Source organism: Thermococcus celer Vu 13 = JCM 8558 (assembly GCF_002214365.1).
Taxonomy (GTDB): domain Archaea; phylum Methanobacteriota_B; class Thermococci; order Thermococcales; family Thermococcaceae; genus Thermococcus; species Thermococcus celer.
In genome coordinates this window covers 414,613-430,767 of record NZ_CP014854.1, presented here as the reverse complement: position 1 = coordinate 430,767, position 16,155 = coordinate 414,613, and the positions used below count along the sequence as shown (strand labels likewise).

The 16,155-nt window shown below is 53.4% G+C and carries 18 protein-coding genes and 3 pseudogenes; 10 read left to right on the top strand and 11 right to left on the bottom strand.

What is annotated here, in order from left to right:
• Positions 1 to 80 precede the first annotated feature (80 nt).
• From A3L02_RS02395 to A3L02_RS02385, 3 genes are read left to right on the top strand one after another with little or no spacing between them, the layout of a single operon-like run.
• Positions 81 to 1,241, top strand: a complete 1,161-nt coding sequence (locus tag A3L02_RS02395; protein ID WP_088862450.1) for a PQQ-binding-like beta-propeller repeat protein — start codon at positions 81 to 83, stop codon at positions 1,239 to 1,241.
• Positions 1,238 to 2,179: an ABC transporter ATP-binding protein gene (locus A3L02_RS02390; protein ID WP_088862449.1), complete on the top strand. Its 942-nt coding sequence runs from the start codon at positions 1,238 to 1,240 to the stop codon at positions 2,177 to 2,179. Before A3L02_RS02395 ends, A3L02_RS02390 begins: the two co-directional genes overlap by 4 nt.
• Complete coding sequence (locus A3L02_RS02385) at positions 2,176 to 2,889, top strand: ABC transporter permease (RefSeq protein ID WP_237268625.1); 714 nt, start codon at positions 2,176 to 2,178, stop codon at positions 2,887 to 2,889. Before A3L02_RS02390 ends, A3L02_RS02385 begins: the two co-directional genes overlap by 4 nt.
• Here A3L02_RS02385 and A3L02_RS10320 read toward each other — a convergent pair.
• Positions 2,883 to 3,050 carry a hypothetical protein gene (locus A3L02_RS10320; protein WP_204247212.1) on the bottom strand — a complete coding sequence of 56 codons (168 nt, stop codon included), beginning with the start codon at positions 3,048 to 3,050 and terminating at the stop codon, positions 2,883 to 2,885. The two genes, A3L02_RS02385 and A3L02_RS10320, sit on opposite strands and share 7 nt — an antisense overlap.
• Positions 3,051 to 3,097: 47 nt before the next feature.
• Positions 3,098 to 4,120: a hypothetical protein gene (locus tag A3L02_RS02380; RefSeq protein ID WP_088862447.1), complete on the bottom strand. Its 1,023-nt coding sequence runs from the start codon at positions 4,118 to 4,120 to the stop codon at positions 3,098 to 3,100.
• 179 nt (positions 4,121 to 4,299) lie between these two features.
• On the opposite strand from A3L02_RS02380, the pseudogene A3L02_RS02375 reads away from it, so the two are divergent.
• A pseudogene (locus tag A3L02_RS02375) lies at positions 4,300 to 4,485 on the top strand (IS6 family transposase); the annotation flags it as partial.
• Positions 4,486 to 4,582: 97 nt separating this feature from the next.
• On the opposite strand, the gene A3L02_RS10165 reads toward A3L02_RS02375, so the two are convergent.
• Both A3L02_RS10165 and A3L02_RS02370 read right to left on the bottom strand, forming a co-directional pair.
• Entirely contained in the window at positions 4,583 to 4,744 is a 162-nt protein-coding gene (locus A3L02_RS10165; RefSeq protein WP_157895719.1) for a hypothetical protein, read from the bottom strand.
• Between the two features lie 112 nt (positions 4,745 to 4,856).
• Positions 4,857 to 5,210, bottom strand: a complete 354-nt coding sequence (locus A3L02_RS02370; protein ID WP_088862446.1) for a hypothetical protein — start codon at positions 5,208 to 5,210, stop codon at positions 4,857 to 4,859.
• Positions 5,211 to 5,535: 325 nt separating this feature from the next.
• Here A3L02_RS02370 and A3L02_RS02365 point away from each other — a divergent pair, with 325 nt between their 5' ends.
• Positions 5,536 to 5,766, top strand: a complete 231-nt coding sequence (locus tag A3L02_RS02365; RefSeq protein WP_088862445.1) for a MoaD/ThiS family protein — start codon at positions 5,536 to 5,538, stop codon at positions 5,764 to 5,766.
• On the opposite strand, the gene A3L02_RS10505 is transcribed toward A3L02_RS02365, so the two are convergent.
• A complete protein-coding gene (locus tag A3L02_RS10505) occupies positions 5,763 to 6,152 on the bottom strand; it encodes an ABC transporter ATP-binding protein (protein ID WP_088862444.1) in 390 nt (129 codons plus the stop codon). The two genes, A3L02_RS02365 and A3L02_RS10505, sit on opposite strands and share 4 nt — an antisense overlap.
• Positions 6,148 to 6,489, bottom strand: a pseudogene (locus A3L02_RS10500) (FmdE family protein); the annotation flags it as partial. The pseudogene A3L02_RS10500 and the gene A3L02_RS10505, both read right to left, overlap by 5 nt.
• Before the next feature lie 139 nt (positions 6,490 to 6,628).
• Here A3L02_RS10500 and A3L02_RS02350 point away from each other — a divergent pair.
• The 3 genes from A3L02_RS02350 to A3L02_RS02340 all read left to right on the top strand — a co-directional run bounded on the left by A3L02_RS02350 (position 6,629) and on the right by A3L02_RS02340 (position 8,799).
• A complete protein-coding gene (locus tag A3L02_RS02350; RefSeq protein WP_088862442.1) occupies positions 6,629 to 7,030 on the top strand; it encodes a NifB/NifX family molybdenum-iron cluster-binding protein in 402 nt (133 codons plus the stop codon).
• Positions 7,031 to 7,145: 115 nt separating this feature from the next.
• A complete protein-coding gene (locus A3L02_RS02345) occupies positions 7,146 to 8,120 on the top strand; it encodes an ABC transporter ATP-binding protein (RefSeq protein WP_088862441.1) in 975 nt (324 codons plus the stop codon).
• On the top strand, positions 8,074 to 8,799 hold the full coding sequence (locus A3L02_RS02340) for an ABC transporter permease (RefSeq protein WP_088862440.1): 726 nt from the start codon (positions 8,074 to 8,076) through the stop codon (positions 8,797 to 8,799). The genes A3L02_RS02345 and A3L02_RS02340 overlap by 47 nt, the downstream gene beginning before the upstream one ends.
• Positions 8,800 to 8,801: 2 nt before the next feature.
• On the opposite strand, the gene A3L02_RS02335 is transcribed toward A3L02_RS02340, so the two are convergent.
• Together A3L02_RS02335 and A3L02_RS02330 are read right to left on the bottom strand one after the other, a co-directional pair.
• Entirely contained in the window at positions 8,802 to 9,536 is a 735-nt protein-coding gene (locus tag A3L02_RS02335; protein ID WP_088862439.1) for a sulfite exporter TauE/SafE family protein, read from the bottom strand.
• A gap of 119 nt (positions 9,537 to 9,655) precedes the next feature.
• On the bottom strand, positions 9,656 to 10,123 hold the full coding sequence (locus tag A3L02_RS02330) for a GbsR/MarR family transcriptional regulator (protein ID WP_088863806.1): 468 nt from the start codon (positions 10,121 to 10,123) through the stop codon (positions 9,656 to 9,658).
• Positions 10,124 to 10,260: 137 nt separating this feature from the next.
• On the opposite strand from A3L02_RS02330, the gene A3L02_RS02325 reads away from it, so the two are divergent.
• Both A3L02_RS02325 and A3L02_RS02320 read left to right on the top strand, forming a co-directional pair.
• The gene (locus A3L02_RS02325; RefSeq protein ID WP_237268669.1) at positions 10,261 to 11,889 is read left to right on the top strand and encodes a radical SAM/SPASM domain-containing protein; all 1,629 of its coding nucleotides are present in this window, start codon (positions 10,261 to 10,263) and stop codon (positions 11,887 to 11,889) included.
• A gap of 173 nt (positions 11,890 to 12,062) precedes the next feature.
• Positions 12,063 to 12,431 carry an OsmC family protein gene (locus A3L02_RS02320; protein WP_088862437.1) on the top strand — a complete coding sequence of 123 codons (369 nt, stop codon included), beginning with the start codon at positions 12,063 to 12,065 and terminating at the stop codon, positions 12,429 to 12,431.
• On the opposite strand, the pseudogene A3L02_RS02315 reads toward A3L02_RS02320, so the two are convergent.
• The 3 genes and pseudogenes from A3L02_RS02315 to A3L02_RS02305 form a co-directional block, all read right to left on the bottom strand.
• A pseudogene (locus tag A3L02_RS02315) lies at positions 12,378 to 12,863 on the bottom strand (SPASM domain-containing protein); the annotation flags it as partial. The gene A3L02_RS02320 and the pseudogene A3L02_RS02315 sit on opposite strands and share 54 nt — an antisense overlap.
• Before the next feature lie 44 nt (positions 12,864 to 12,907).
• A complete protein-coding gene (locus A3L02_RS02310) occupies positions 12,908 to 14,788 on the bottom strand; it encodes an ABC transporter substrate-binding protein (RefSeq protein ID WP_335755132.1) in 1,881 nt (626 codons plus the stop codon).
• 99 nt (positions 14,789 to 14,887) lie between these two features.
• The gene (locus A3L02_RS02305; RefSeq protein ID WP_088862435.1) at positions 14,888 to 16,105 is read right to left on the bottom strand and encodes a hypothetical protein; all 1,218 of its coding nucleotides are present in this window, start codon (positions 16,103 to 16,105) and stop codon (positions 14,888 to 14,890) included.
• Positions 16,106 to 16,155 lie beyond the last annotated feature (50 nt).

The window sequence follows — 16,155 nt, the reverse complement described above, 5'->3', positions numbered from 1 at the left end:
CACTCCCATCTTCTCCCGAGCTTTGAGGCCCGCACCATTAACTATTTAAAATCGCCAACGGATGCAGGAGCGGTGAAACTATGAAACGGTTGTTTCCCCTCATCCTGCTTCTCCTCACGCTGACACCCGTAAGCGCCCAGCCCCACCTTCTCTGGACGTACCACGACCAGTGCATAGTGTTCTCCATGGCGTTCAACGATAGGGGGGACCTGGCGCTCGCCTTTGGGTACAACGCGGTACTCCTGCGGCCTAACGGGAGCGTGGCCTTCAGGGCCCCCGTTAGGGGTCTCGCATACTCCGTGGCCGCCAGCGACAATGGAACGGTCATCGTCGGAACCGACGGGTACTGGGTTCAGTTCTTCGATTCTCACGGAAAGCTTCTGAGGGAGTACAGGACCGAAAACGTCGTCTACAGCGTGGACATATCGCCCGACGGAAAATACGCGGTGGCGAGTAACGTCGGAGGCTTCGTTTACTTCTTCAGGGACACGGCACTCGTCTGGAAGAGGGACGTGGGTTCCTACGTATGGAGCGTTGACCTCGTCGGTGATAGAATACTCGTCGGCGCGGACGATGGGAAGCTCGTGGCGTTCTCCCTGGACGGAAGGGCCCTTCTCAACATCACCCTCCCCGGTGATGTGAAGAGGGTGGCGGGAAACGATGATATGTTCGTGTCCCTCGCGGTCTCCCCGGACGAGACATGGAGCTCCGTCTACGCCTTCACCTGGGACGGGAAGGAGCTCTGGGAGAAGAAGTTCGACGGTCTCATCAGGGACATGGACTTCGATGGGAAGAGGATAGCGCTGGGCGGTGGTCTGAACGAGATAGTCCTGCTCGACGGGGATGGCAAACAGGTGTACTCGGTTCCCTTTTATCTCATGACCACGGACGTGGCGACTGCCAACGGTTACACCCTGGCCGCCGGAGAAGCGGAGGCCATTATAATAGGCCCCGACGGGGCGATAATGGCGGATTACCCGTCCAACGATACCACCATCGACAAAGTTGCCATCTCGCCGGGGGCGAGGTACCTGGCCCTCACCCGCAGGTTCCACGGTAAGGAGCTCTGCGAGGCCGACGTCGATTTCATGGGCCTTAACGAAACTTCCCCGGTTACTCCCACTGAGTCCACCACGGCAACACCGCCGAAGAGGGAACTCGGAAACCCTGCGGTGGCTCTCGGGATAGGGGCGCTCGTTCTGATTGCCATCGCAATGCTCTGGAGGGAGATGAGAGAGTGAGGGCCGTTATAGAGGTCAGAAAGCTGACCAAGAGGTACGGTGACTTCACGGCCGTCGATGGGATAAGCTTTGAGGTCAGGAAGGGGGAGATATTCGGGTTCCTTGGCCCCAACGGAGCCGGAAAGACCACCACCGTTAGGATGCTCTCGACCCTTACTTCGATAACGGCCGGTGAGGCCTACGTGAACGGTTACGACGTTAAGACCCAGAGGCTGGAAGTTAAGCGTAGCATCGGCCTCGTCCCGGACGTCTCGAACCTCTACGATGAGTTAACGGTCGAGGAGAACCTCCGCTTTCTGGCCAGGCTGTACGACGCTCCAATGGAGAACGTCTCCCGCCTGATAGAGGAGTTCAACCTCCCGGCGAAGAGGAAGTTCGGGAAACTCAGCTCGGGATACAAGAGACGGGCTACCATCGCGGCGGCGCTGGTTCACGAACCCCCCGTGCTCTTCATGGACGAGCCCACCGTGGCGCTGGACGTTCAGTCGGCCAAGCTCGTCAGGGAGATGATACTGGCCCTCAACAAAACCGGGAAGACGATTTTCCTGACCACCCACAACATGTGGGAGGCCGAGGTTCTGCCCCATCGAATAGCGATAATCAACCGCGGGAAAATCGTGGCCCTGGGGAAGAGGAACGAGCTGAGGAAACTCGTGGGGGCGGGTGTTAGGGTGAGGCTCAGGGTCGAGCCCATCGGCAACAGGCTTTTGAAGTTCCTCGAGCCGTATAGCCCGACGTTCGACGAGGACTCGATAGTGGTTACCGTAAAAGATCCTGATGAGTTCCTTGAGGAGTTCTGGAAGGTCAAGGAAAGCCTCGGACTTACCGTGAGGCACATCTCCACGGAACTCCCGAGCATCGAGGAGGTCTTCCTCGAGCTCACGGAGAGCAACGAGGACAAAACCTGTCCCGTGAGCTGTGGGGGGTGTCCCATATGAGGCACGTTCTCGCTATAGTGAACAAGGAGCTCAGGGAGTACCTGTTGAAACCTGGCTCGATCAGCTGGGGTCTCGTGTTCCCCCTCGTGTTCACCCTTGCCTTCATCGTTCGCTTCGGCGACGTCGACCACCTCGCCCCTGGTCTCATCAGCATCTCGGCCCTCTTCGCGACGACCTCCTTCGTCTCCTCGTCGCTGATATTCGAGAGGCGCCTCAAAACGTTCGAGCGTCTCCTCCTCGCCCCGATTCGATACGGGGAGATAGTCCTCGCCAAGGTCCTCGTGGCTTCGCTCTTCGGCCTCATGGTGAGCCTGATAACGCTCGTCCTTGTGAAGTACTTCATGGTCTACCCCGTCTGGAACTGGCCCCTCACTATTCTCTTCCTCATCCTGGCCAACGTGGCCTTCTCCGCCTTCGGTCTCTACATAGCGCTGGCCGTTGAGAAGCCGATAAACGTCATGACGTGGCTCAACCTGCTCAGGCTCCCCATGATGTTCACCAGCGGTGCTATCGAGTCCCTCACGCTCTTTCCGAGGTGGTTCCTCGTCGTGGGCATCCTGACGCCGATGACGTACTCGGTCGACGGGCTCAGGTACTCGATGCTGTACTACTACGACGTCGTGGCGCCCCTCTATGCCCTGCTCGCGCTCATCCTCATAGCAACGACCTTCATGGCGCTCTCCGTGAGGAGGATAAAGGCCCTCTACTGACGCTTCTTCTCCATTCTGAGGACGAGGAAGAGGACTATCATGAACATCGTGATGTAGTAGCTCCACCGGAAGGGCACTAAGCCAAGTATCCCGAGGGTGTAAACGATCGTTAGAAGGAGGACGATGGCCAGCAGTGCCCTGTAGAGGGTTCTACGCTTCATACCACCACCAGCGAAAAATGGAGGGGAGGTTTTTAATGTTGCCGGGCCTAATAGACGTCCTCCTCCAGCACCAGAAACGCCGACGAAACCTTAAAAGCCAGTCCCCGGGCTCTCCCTTCCCTCTGGGCGGCCTCTATTTCCTTCCCAACCATGCTGGTTATTTCAACGTCGCTCCTTGACTTTGACCTCCTGGACGCGCCGATGGCGACCTTGACCCCGCCGTCCCCCCCGGGGGAGACCTTAATCCAGTTCACCTGGACATCTCTGATGCCTGATAGTCTTTCCCTCAGGAAGGCCTCAATCGCTCCCGTCTGAACCCGCCTTTCGGTATCCCTCTTGAGTTTTCCCGCGAGCTCCTCGATCCCCGCCTCCTCCAGTATCCTCTCCACCTCAACCTGTACTTTATCCCTGTTCAGGCTCGGGGCCACGTTCCTGGCAAGGGGCACCTCGAGAACCCTTCCTCCCCTGACGTGGGCCCGCGGTGCCGATACCCTCAGCAGGGGCTTTCCGCGTGTTTTAACCAGATCGAAGCCCCGGAGCAGGACCCTCGCATCAAAGCCCGCCTCCCGGGATACGACGTCCGACAGAACCCTCGCCAGCTCCGTCTTTTCCACTTCGCTGGCAGATAACCCCTTTACGTTTCCCCTGATGAGGAGTATGTCCCTGCCGGTTGCCCCGTACCTTATCGAAGCCTTTAGATCGGCCCTCTCGATGGCGATTCCGAGGGTTTTGTAGGCCTTCAGCACCGCCTTGAGTAGGGCATCCTCCAGGTGTATGTAGATGTCCTTGGGGGCGTCGAGGGAATACGAGAACTCCACAGTCATGGGGGTGCGCTTCGGCTCGGCCTCCCCCTGAAGAAGGTCCAGGAACTCGAACTTGTCGAGTTCCACCACCTCGACGTCCCTCAGATCCCGGGGGATATCGATGTACTCCCTCATGACCCTGCCGTTTCCGTAAAGAAAAGCGTCCTTCCCGGATATCCTGATGAGGAGAAGCCTGTTCCCCATGCCGTTGAGGATACCGAGCAGTTCATCAAACCCCCCGGAGTCGAGTGATTTGATGGGCCTCATGGTATCACCGCTGGTGTTATATGGACATCAGGGTATAAAACGGTTACGTCGCAATGTGTGATACTGTCAGGATAAGCAGTAGGGCGTTAGGTTTAAGTGCCTGATGATACTTCAGAAAAAAGAGGGGGAAATGAAGACTGGAACCATTATTTACTGGATTAGAGTTCTTTATGGCTATCAGGACCCTTAAGGAGAGAACGAGGCGTTTCTGGAATAATTTCAGGGGTAAGGATTGGCGGAAGGTTCACAGGTTTGTTTTTCTGTTTGCTTTCTGGTATAATTTTGTTAGGGTTCATTCTCGGTTTGGTCGACCACCTGGTGATGTTGCTGAATGGCTTCAGGAGGTGATGCCCCAGTTATCCTAACAGAATGTTTTCAATACTTCCGGTGTCAGTTACTACCATCACAAAGACAACAAGATTTAGCAAAAAGAAAATGAGTAGCGTTCTCTTCAACGTAATTTCAACCATCCCTTTTCACCTCCTGTGGAGCCGGATGAGATTTGCCGGCAACAAATGGAAACATAATTGTTGCTACTGCAACAAGGAGAGAAGTTCCATCAATTATTGCCAGACCTGTGAAAATTAAAGAGATTAAAAAGACAAGCGTATCCCTAAGCATCATTACACATCACCTCCGCCATTACGGTCCGGGGCGTAGATAGTCACAATAAGTTCCTTCCTCCTCACAGCAGTTCACGGCGCAATATAGACAAGAAGGAGAGACACAAAGAGGCTTAGAGTTCTTTATGGCTATCACCCGTGATCCAACCTGCCATTTCTAAAAGGGGAAAGAACAGTAAAACGACAACGCCACCAACGCCTGCCATTAGAAAGAAACTCCAGAGAGGGAAATCTATGACCCTTGTCACGATGGCACCGACGAATTCCCATAGTATAGTAAAGACCACAGCGGGTTTGTTGATTCCCATGCTCCTGAAAATCACCCCGGGAACGATGTAAATGGCCACTGCACCAATCAGGCCACCAAGAACTGCTTCAATCGAAGGATAGTGATTCTCAAGCCAGAGGATACACCCCAAAGCAAGGAGAACGAAATAAATGGCTTCGTGTCGTTTCATATGTCCCATCCAGAACCCCCCTATGGACCAGGTGTAATCGAAACGCATTCGTGTCGTTTCATATGTCCCATCCGGAACCCCCCTATGGACCAGGTGTAATCGAAACGCATTTAGTACCTAATGCACGTCTCCCCATTGACCCCCCAACGGGTTTTTGCATGAAAATTTACGCAATTAAAATATATAAAAGTTTCGTGAACCAAAAGTTTAAAATTTTACAAAATGCAAAAGAAGAACAAGTATTAATCAAAAACAACCACGAAAAGTAACATCTCAAACCCTACTGGGGCAATCTTTATCAATCGGGAAAGAAATAATAATGTGGGTGGTTTCAATGGTCAGGATCAAACTCATGGGAGCTTTCGCACACCTTGCAAAAGCTAGAGAACTCGAGATTAAGATTGATGCTCCAAAAACAGCAGACGAGATTTTGGAGGAGGTGATTCCAAGGTACCGTGAGTTCCATGATAGGATACTCCTTATAAACGGCAAGCCCGCCAGGGGGGATGCTATCATCGAGGAGGGTGATGAACTGAAAGTGATGCCCGTTTTGAGCGGGGGTTAAACCGGAACGACGACGGGAACACCCGAAATTCTATGAATTGTCACCGGAATTCCGTATACCTCCCCTATCAATTCGGGTTTTACTATTTTATGGTCTCCCTTGACAATTATTTTTCCATCCTTCATAAAGATGAACTCATCAGCAAACCTGAGGGCGATGTTGACATCATGTACAACCAGCAAAACGGTTATTCCCCTCTCAACGGAAAGTTTTTTCACCAAGCGCATGAGTTCGAGCTGGCTCTTCAAGTCAAGATTGTTTGTCGGCTCATCTAAGAGAAGAACCCTGGCTTCCTGAGCCAGTGCCCTTGCTATAACAACCTTCTGAAGCTCCCCACCGCTAAGCTGATTTAGCTTTTTCAAGGCTAGTCTTTCAAGCCCCAGCATCGATGTAAATCCTCACTCCTTCCCACTCGCCACGTTTGACAAGAGTCAGCGCAGTCTTCCCCAGGTCGAGGTATACGAGGGAATTGTTTCCAAGGGTGCATCCCGTGGCAACCTGAACGCCATCTGTAAAACAGTTATTGGTCTCCACTACGGCCAGAATCTCCTCGTCTATGCTCCCGTTAAAACCCAGTCTGTTAACTCCAAGCTCTTTCATAGCAATGGCCGATGCCTTTATGCCAAGGGCAACGTAAGGACATACATGACCATGAAATTCTTTAGCAATCTCCAGGACGCTACCCAAATCCCCCGCATTTATCAGCTCATTAATGTTCTCCATTTGTATCACCATTTTATAAAATAGTAGCACTAAATATAAACATTTTTTCATACTTGTGTTATTAACCAAAGGTTCACAAAAAATGTGCATATGCACAAACTTTATATGTCATGAATTTCAACTGTTTATGGTGGTTGAAATGAGGATAGCGATTCCTGCTGAAGATAAGGGAGGATTGGAAAGCAACGTTAGCGGCCACTTTGGGAGGGCAAAATATTTCGTCTTCGTGGATGTTGAAGGAGCAGAAATAAAGAACGCGGAAGTCGTTGAGGTGCCCTTCGATGAGCACGGCCCCGGAGACCTGCCAAACTTCATAAGGGAGCACGGTGGGGAGGTTGTCCTGGCATACGGAATGGGCAGGAAGGCCATCGAATACTTCAACGAACTCGGCATTGAGGTGGTCACTGGAGCCTATGGAGGGATTAAGGATGTCGTCGAAGCATTCATTCATCAGGTTCTCGAAGTGGACCCATACTGGAAGGAAAAGATAGAGAGGGAAAAAGAAGAGCATGAGTGCCAGCATGAGGGGCATAATTGTTAGCACCGACTTTTTGATCAAGGGGAGAATACACCTGAGCTGATCCCGACTCGTCAACGGATAGGGGCAAGGGTTACACGGAGGAACGACAAAGACGACTAAAAGAGGTGGAAAAATAATGGAATACGCCATCATTACAAAGGACTTAACGAAGTACTACGGAGATTTCCTGGCGGTTGACCGCGTGAACCTCAGGGTACCTTTTAACACAATCTACGGCTTCCTGGGCCCCAATGGAGCAGGAAAAACCACGACGATAAGGATGATGTGCGGCCTGACGAATATCTCAAGCGGCGACGCCATCGTAAACGGCCACAGCGTGAGAAAGGAGCCGGAAAAAGTAAAGGCGTCCGTGGGCGTCGTCCAAGACATATCGAACCTCTATCCCGAGCTCACATGCTTTGACAACTTAATGTTCAGTGCCGAGATGCACGGCGTTCCCAAGAGACTCAGAAAGGAAAGGGTTCTGGAGCTCCTCGAGTTCTTTGACCTGGAGGACAAAAAGGATGAGAAATTCGCAAACCTGTTCAGAGGGCTTAAAAGGAGACTAACCATAGCCGCTGCACTGGTTCATAAACCCAAAATACTCCTGCTGGACGAACCCACCCTCGTCCTCGACGTGAAGAGCAGGAGGAAGATGTGGGCGCTGATAAAGGCGCTTAAAGAGGAAGACATTACGATATTCCTCACGAGCCACAACGTTTACGAGGTTTCCCACCTGAGTGAGAGGGTGGCCGTAATCAATAAGGGCAGGATAGTTGCGGAGGGAAAGCCCTCGGAGCTGAAGAGACTCGTCCCTTACGACGAGACCATAGAGCTCGGCGTTTCAGACCCAAAGAGGTTGCTGGAGAGGTTAAAGGGTGTCGACGTCATAGATAGGGCCTACCTCGATAAGGGGACCCTCAAGGTGGTCGCGAGAGATTCCCTTGTTGCAATTGAAGAGATATCGCAGGTTTTAAGAGAGGAGGGGATTGATGTGAACTTCATGAGCCTCAGGAGTGCGGACATGGAGGAAGTCTTTCTAAAAATCGTTGAGGGTGAGGGCGTTGGAAGGTTTAAGCAGGGCGATCTACATAGCCAAGAAGGACATTAAGGAGTATTACATGAAGCCGGCCACGATGAGCTGGGGGATCATATTCCCGGCGTCGTTTGCCTTGGCCTTTGCCATCAAGAACGGCGGCAGGCTCGGGGAGCTCGCTCCGGGATTGATAGCGCTCGCCCTCTTCTTCGGCTCGACCTCGATGTCCGCCGCATCCATAGTGTTTGAAAGAAAGATAGGTTCCTTCGAGCGGCTCCTTCTCTTCCCGGTCAGCTACACCACGATAGCCCTTGGAAAGACGCTCAGCAGCTTCCTCTTCGGAGTGCTGTCATCGGTCGTAACGCTGGCTATAATACTCCCGCTCGCCTCATCCCATCCCCTCCATCCATGGCTCCTCCTGGCCTACGTACTCCTCTCGACGTTCACCTTCTCCTCCTTTGGGGTGCTCGTCTCTTACATGCTCAAGGATCCCACGCAGACGATGACAGTCTTCAACGCCGTAAGGTTCCCAATGATATTCCTCTCCGGGGTGTTCATCCCACTTGAGAGGACGCCTCTAATTGCTCGTGCCCTATCCTTAACGCTTCCACTGACCTACTCGGTTGAGGCCATGCACTACTCCCTGACGGGGAAGTTCTACATCAACCCCCGGATCTCGCTCTCGATCATGATGCTCCTCTCTCTGGCCTTCCTCCTGCTGACGGCGTACGAGATAAAGCGGAGCGTTCCCTGACCTCAGAGGATGCCCGCTATCATCCTTATCATCATGAGGTAGAGTATAACGCCGATTACCTTTTTCACCGCATCCGAGCTCATCTTGAAGTGCATCAGGTGCGTTCCGAGCCAGCCCCCGGCTATCGCCGATACCGAAACGACGCCGAGCAACTTCCAGTCCAGCGTCCCCATGCCCCAGTAGGTCAGGAAACCGCTCAGAGACGAGAAGAACACCACAAGGGCCGTCGTCGTAGCAACCTTCTTCGGTTCATAACCGAGCATTATCAGGGTCGGGCTTATTATTCCCCCTCCGCCCACGCCCAGCAGACCGCCGAGGAAGCCCGCCAGGGCGCCTATCATGGAGCCCTCCACGATGTGGTTCCCATCCTTTCCCCTCGGCCTTGGTTTGAAGAATATCATCATTGTCCCGGAGTAGAGGAGGAAGGCTATGAAAACCCCGAGGACGTACCTCTTCGGGACGAACTTGCCGGTGTACGCGCCGATTGGAGCTGAGACCGTGGCGGCAATTAGTATCGGAAGTCCAAAGCGGTGGTCAAGCTTTTTCTCCCTGAGGTTCTTGAGCGTTGCCGAGAGCATCGAGAGCGTGTTTATGAAAAGACCCGTGGGCTTGGCCACCATCAGGGAAATGCCAAGCCACGTCATGGTCGGTACTATGGCTATCGCACTCCCCACGCCGCCTATTGAGAAGATAACGCTCAGGATGAACGCAATAAATGCAATCAGGACATAATCCATTAGTTTTATCCCCCACTTTATTTTTAGGCAACCCGAATGAGGTTAAGCACACTTAAAAAATTTTTCATGAAAAATAATTTTTCATATGACGGCCCTTAATTACCAGCGAATCCCGCCAATCACTTTTCAAGACATTCTACTTCCATTTCTTCCATCTCAATTATCTTCGAAAGAATGCATTCCAGTGCTTTTAAGTCAGAAAGGATCTCCTGGAGCTTTAATTTATGCTCCCCTGACTTTGTATCCTCCATGAGTACCTCCGTGAGTTTTTTTAATGGTCTCACCTCTTTCTCCAGGGTCTCTTTTGGCTGTCGTAAGAATTTCTCAAGAAAAGAGGGTATAGCCGTAAAAAGCTTTGTTTTTCCATTCTTCCTAACCGTAACCAGATAATCGCGGGAGAGCCTATTCAAGGAGGTTGAAACGGATGAGCGGCTTAACCCCGTGAGCTCGGCAAGCTCAGAAATCGTTAGAGGGCTTTCACTTAGGAGTAGGTGCCCATATATTTTTCCATCACTGTGTGTATACCCCCACCTAACCATAATCCTCTCCACAGTTTCGATAAATTTCCGGCTTTCTTTCTTATGCATCGGCAACTAAATCTCCCCCTTATTATATCGCGGAGATGATATTTAAATTTTGTTCTCAATCAATATAACAGTTATAACTGACATAACAGAAAACTTTATACGGAAAACCTCCAAGTATGAAATCAGGGGTGATGAGGATGGAACATGTCACCGAAGAGTCCTCCTCAAACACCGGAGAGGAGGCATCCAATGGTAATCAGCTTTCAACTGCGTTAACGGCTTTTAAGCTTATTCTTGGAAATCCACTTGCGAGGGCACTGATAAAGCCCTCTTTAAAAAAATACAAGATTAACGACAGGGAGCTGCCAGCACTCTACTGGGCGCTCGGCATCTACGCGGGGGAGAGCATCAAGTGCCCGCTAATGGTGAGGTTCCAGGCGGACGTCATAAAGCTCCTTTTGAAGATGGGAATAAAAATTGCCCGTGGCGACGAGGAAGCTGTAAAAGAAGCCCTCCTGAGGGACCCCCACATAAGGAGGGGGATCTGGGTGGTCCTCGAGGGCATAACCAAGTACGGCATCACGGTTCCCCAGAGGCTGGCCGGCCCCTTCCTCATAGTCTGGAATTTCACAAACATGTGCAACTTCCGGTGCAAGCACTGTTACCAGCGAGCCGACAAACCACTGCCGAGCGAGCTCTCCCTCGAGGAGAAGCTAAACCTCGTCGACCAGCTTGACAACGCTGGGGTCGCCGCGGTGGCGATAAGCGGCGGCGAGCCGACGATACACCCCGATTTCTACAGGGTGGTGAAGGAGCTGGCGTCGAGGGGAATACACACCTCCGTCGCCACCAACGGCTGGACGTTCGCCGATATAGAGAACATGAAGAAGGCCGTCGACCTAGGTCTAAAATACGTGGAGGTCTCGGTTGACTCTGCGAATCCGCAGAAGCACGACGAGTTCCGCGGGATTCCGGGAGCGTGGGAGCACGCGACCAGGGCCCTCGCGAACGCCGTTGAGCTCGGGGTAAGCCACGGAATGGCCGTGGTCATGGACAAGGACACCTACGGCGAGATAGACGACATCCTCGACCTGGCGGAGAACATCGGGGTCAAGCGCGTGATATTCTTCAACCTCGTCCCGACGGGAAGGGCCGAGGAGATGGTGAAGGTCGACCTAACTCCGGAGGAAAGGGAGGAATTCATGAAGGAGGTCTACCGCCAGATGAAAAAGCGCAAGCTTGAGATACTCACCACGGCTCCCCAGTACGCGAGGGTTACCCTGCTCGAATCGAAGGGCAAGAACGTAACGCCAGCCCACTTTTACATAGGTGAGAACAACAGCGTTAGAACACTGGCGGAGTTCATAGGTGGTTGCGGTGCGGGGAGGATTTACGCGGGGATAGAGCCCGATGGGACTGTTACCCCTTGTGTCTTCCTACCGCTTCCTGTCGGCAACGTGAGGACCAAAAACTTCAAGGAGATATGGGAGACGAGCAGGATATTCAACCTCCTGAGGGACAGGGACAACTTTACCGGGCAGTGTAAGAACTGCCCCTACAGAAACATCTGTGGCGGCTGTAGGGCAAGGAGTTACCACTACACCCTCGACCTCCTCGGAGACGATCCGGGATGCATAATAAACAAGAGAATATGGGAGGACATATTGAAGCACGGAAAACCAAAGGGCATCAGCGAGGTTAACTGGGTGGACGAGAGCGTCATCCTCCGCGGACCAACTCTATACATACCGGGCTATTATAAGGCGGTTGAAACCGTGGCCGAGAAGGCTCTTTTCCGAAAGTATGTCGTGAAATCGGGCACTTAACTGTAGTTTCCCATCATAAAAGATGAAATCGCGCCTCTTACATGCCTTACCACCCTTGAGGAAAGATCACAGTCCATATTGTCCTCTCATGTTCACAGCTTCTCTTTGTGTGTCCTTTAATTTCCAGCAACCCTTTTATACAAAATAGGTTTCATTCGTTTTGGTGGTAATTCATGGGGAGACTCGAATACAAAGCCAAGCTCGAATGGGACGGAAACGTGGGAAGCGAGGCCAGGGTCAGGGAATTTGCCTTCTTCATAGATACGAACACCGATGGGAACAACAGGGGTCCGAACCCGACGGAGATGCTCCTCTCCGCTATCGGTGGATGTTTGATGGTCAACTGGGGGAGGCTCATTAAGAAAATGCGGCTCGATGTTAAAGCCCTGAACGTTGAAGTTAGGGGGTGGCGCGGCTTAGAAGAGCCTCAGCTGAAGGAGATCACATATAAAATAACCATAACCACGGGAGAAGACGAGAAGAAGATTCTAAGGGTGAAGGAACTTTCCGAACGTGTACTGCGGGATGGGACAGAAGATTAATCTCCTCGCCCAGAGGCAGTCGGCGCAGCTCGGTTCGTTCCCCCAGCAGTCGATGTCGCTTGTCTTTACGAAATCGCACGCGTCCCTGAGCTCGCAGTCGGTGCACGAGGGGGGGTACATGTAGTTCTTCATGGTAAAACGGAACCAGGTGTATTTCTCGCTTGTCCATATCTCCGCGAGGCTCTTCTCACGGACGTTGCCGAAGGAGTAGGCGTTTACCTTCTTCTTCCTGCCGAAGATGTACTCGTAGTAGGTGTGGAGGAACCTGTAGCACGGCGAAACCTCACCGTCCCACCTCACGACGGCGACGTTGTTCTCGTCGAAGTCACACTGCCTCTCGGTCTTGAGCTCGAACTTGGGTATCTTTATGTAGAGCCCGGAGTTGGCTATTTTATGGAGCTCGTCGACCACGGGCGTCATGTCAACGCTACCCAATGTGTTGTACATCGCTTAAAAAATGATGAAAATAAAAGGGTTCAGCCTCCCTGGGAGGCCGTCGCGTTGCAGACCAGAGGCTGGAAGCTGTAGTTGAATGCATCGGGGTGGAGGTATCCAGCTACCTCCTCGAGACCGTAGACTATCCTCGGGCCGGGCCTCGCCACGAGGTTCTCGTCGCTGATGGAGAACACCCTTCCGTTCTTGACCGCGTTGGTGTTCGCGAGCTCGGTGTTGCAGAGGTCCTCGGGGGTTATCGCCCCGTGGGCCGAGATTATTATCACATCCGGGTTCCTTTTGAGAACCTGTTCCATGCTCACCTGGGCCCAGCCCTTCATGTCCGAGAATATGTTCTCGCCGCCCGCGAGCCGTATCAGGTCGTCCTGGAAGGTGCCGTTCCCGGGGACCCAGATGGGGTTCCACCAGGTTATGAACAGCACCTTCGGTTTTGGCCTCCCCTCCACCATGGAGGTAACGTAGCTCACCCTTGCCTCCATGTCGGCGACTACGGATTCCGCCGCCTCCTCGCGGTTGGTTATCTTTCCGAGGAGCTCGATGGCGTCGTAGATGTCCGTGATGTTCTTGGGAGCCACTATGAGGACCGGGGCTATCTTCTCGAGATCATTCAGGATGGCCATGGAGTAACTGTCCGCGAGTATTAGATCGGGGTTCAGCGACGCTATGAGCTCGAGGTTCGCGTACTTTCCGTAACCGCCCACCCTCGTGATGTTCTTCACGGCAGGCGGGAAGTCCGCCCACTTCGTGACGCCGATGAGCTTATCGCCGGCCCCGATGTAGAAGAGGCTCTCGGTTATGCTCGGCGCGAGCGAGACTATCCTCTCGGGCTCCCTCTCGATGGTGACCTTCCTCCCAGCGAAGTCGGTTATCGTTAGCGGGTAGCTCACCCTGAACGCGTCCGGGTGGAGGAGCTTCGCCACCGTTTCAAGACCGCGGACAACGCGCGGGCTGGGGTGTACGAGGTCGTTCTCGTTCTCGATGAGGTAAACCCTCCCGTCTTTGGCGGCTCTCGTGTTTGCCAGAGGTCCCTTGTAGACGTCCTGAACGGTCATCCCGCAGTGGGGGGTGAGGATGATGACGTCCGGGTCCCTCTCGATGACCTGCTCAACGCTCACCGTCGGCCATCCGCTCGCGTCCTTGAAGATGTTCTCCCCGCCGGCGAGCCCTATGACGTCGCTGATGAACGTTCCCCCGCCGGCCGTCATAAGCGGGTTGCTCCAGACGATGTAGAAGACCTTGAGTTTGGGTTCGTCCTTAACGGCCGAGCTTACCGCGTCCACCCTGGCGTTGAATTCGGCTATGGCCTTCTTGGCATCGTCCTCCGCGTTGAAGACCTTTCCGAGGAGCTCGAGCGCCTTCGGTATGTCGTTGAGGCCGTGGGGGTCGACGACGACCACGGGGGCTATCTTCTCCAGGCTCTCCATGATGGGCGTGGAGTAGCTGTCGACGAGGATTAGGTCGGGCTTTAGCGACGCTATGACCTCGAGCTTCGCGTACTTACCATAGCCTCCAATCCTGGTGAGGTTGGCGACGCCCGGCGGAAAGTCGTCGTAGTCCGTAACACCGACGACCTCATCAAATTGACCGATGTAGTAGAGGTCCTCTGTTATGGCGGGGGCAAGGGTCACGACGCGCTCGGGTTTCTTTTTGATGATAACGGTTCTGTTGGCGAAGTCCCTTATCGTAACCGGGTAGAACGATTTCTCCGTTTCAACCGACGTGTGGGTGGTAGAGGGAGTCTGTGAGGTCGTCGTAGGAGTTGATGACGGTGTCTTCGTTGGACTCGTCGAACTCGGGGAGGTCGATGTCTGGGTTGCGGTGTCTCCACTCCCTATACAGCCCGCCGCCACGACGGCGCCGAGCAGCAGAAGCGCGAGTAGAAGGGCGGTCTTCTTCATTCGCATCACCTGGATTATTTGTCCATCAATGGTTTAGTCGAGGGTATATAAAGTTGTTGGATATTTTGGCCATCCAGAAAAGGGTGAAGAAGCAGAAAAAACCGTTTACGGTCTCCTAAGTATCAACACCACGAGGATGGCGGCCCCGATGACCACTAAGAGCCCTACGATCCAAACGAGCCTCCCTGGTAGGGAGGATTCTTTCTGGGGTGTCGTGGTGGTGTGGGTGACCGTTTCCTCCTTTGGAGTGGATGTGGTAGTGGTGGAGATCGCGGTATGGGTGGTCGAGGAAGTTTTCTGCGTCGTGGTGGTCGTTGTGGTGCTCCTCGTCGTGGAAGTGGTCGTGGTCTCCGCCTTCGGAAGTTTCGATGCCTCGAGGATCGCCCAGCGAAGGAGGTTGGTAACGAACTGCTGTCCATCGAATATGTAGTTGCCGTAGCGGTTCACCCATATGGGCACGGGGCTTCCGTAGGGGCTCTCTCCGCTGACTATCAGAACGCTCCCGGCCCCGTTGGGGAATTTAACGAACTCCGCGGCCAGGAGCGTGAACAGCCCCCTGTTCCATGCCCTGTAAGCCCTCGCTTCGGGGGCGTAGTTATCCTCTATCATCCCGTTACTGCTCGTCATGACTATTCTGTAGACCCCCTCGGGAACCGCTCCCGCGATTAGTGGATGCCATTTGCCTTTTTCGTCCACCCACGCCAGAACACCCGGCGTATGGAAGAGCACCTTGCCGATTTCGACGTGGTAACCTTTGTTTAGAATGGCCGCATCCGGGGTTTTTAAGTCCACCCTGACGAAGCCTGACACGTAGGAGCTCTCTCCGGCGTTACTGAACGTGTCGGTTGCCGTGGCGTAGTCCATCCTCAACCGCACATTTGGTATTGCAGAGAGCAACTCGTTAACGTTTCGCTGGATGTAGGCGCTTTCTTTCCTGTCGCAGTCTCCTGCAATCCAAAGCACCTTCCCTCCCTCTGAGAACCATTTCAGGATGGCCTCGATCTCCTGAGAGGAAAAGTTCTTCCGCGGCTGCCCTATTATGAGAACGTCAACGCCCTTCAGCGCTTCGTAGTTTATGTCATCCCCGAGGTGCCTGACACCTGCCTCCCCAAGTTCTGGACCGTAACCAATGTAACCCCAGTCATACCAGGAGAGGGTGGGTATAATGCCTTCGGCCACGACCCTTCCGGTGGTGGGATCCACTATCGGGGATACCAGTGCCACCGTCCCCTCTTCGTGCGAAACGTCAATCGCTATGCTGGTGGCGCCCACGTACTGGGAGAAGAGGAGGGCAAGAACAATCACGGTGATCATCCTTCGCATAGCCCGTTCCCCCGCCTTCAGTAGAACGTGTTGATTGTGGTCACAGGTTA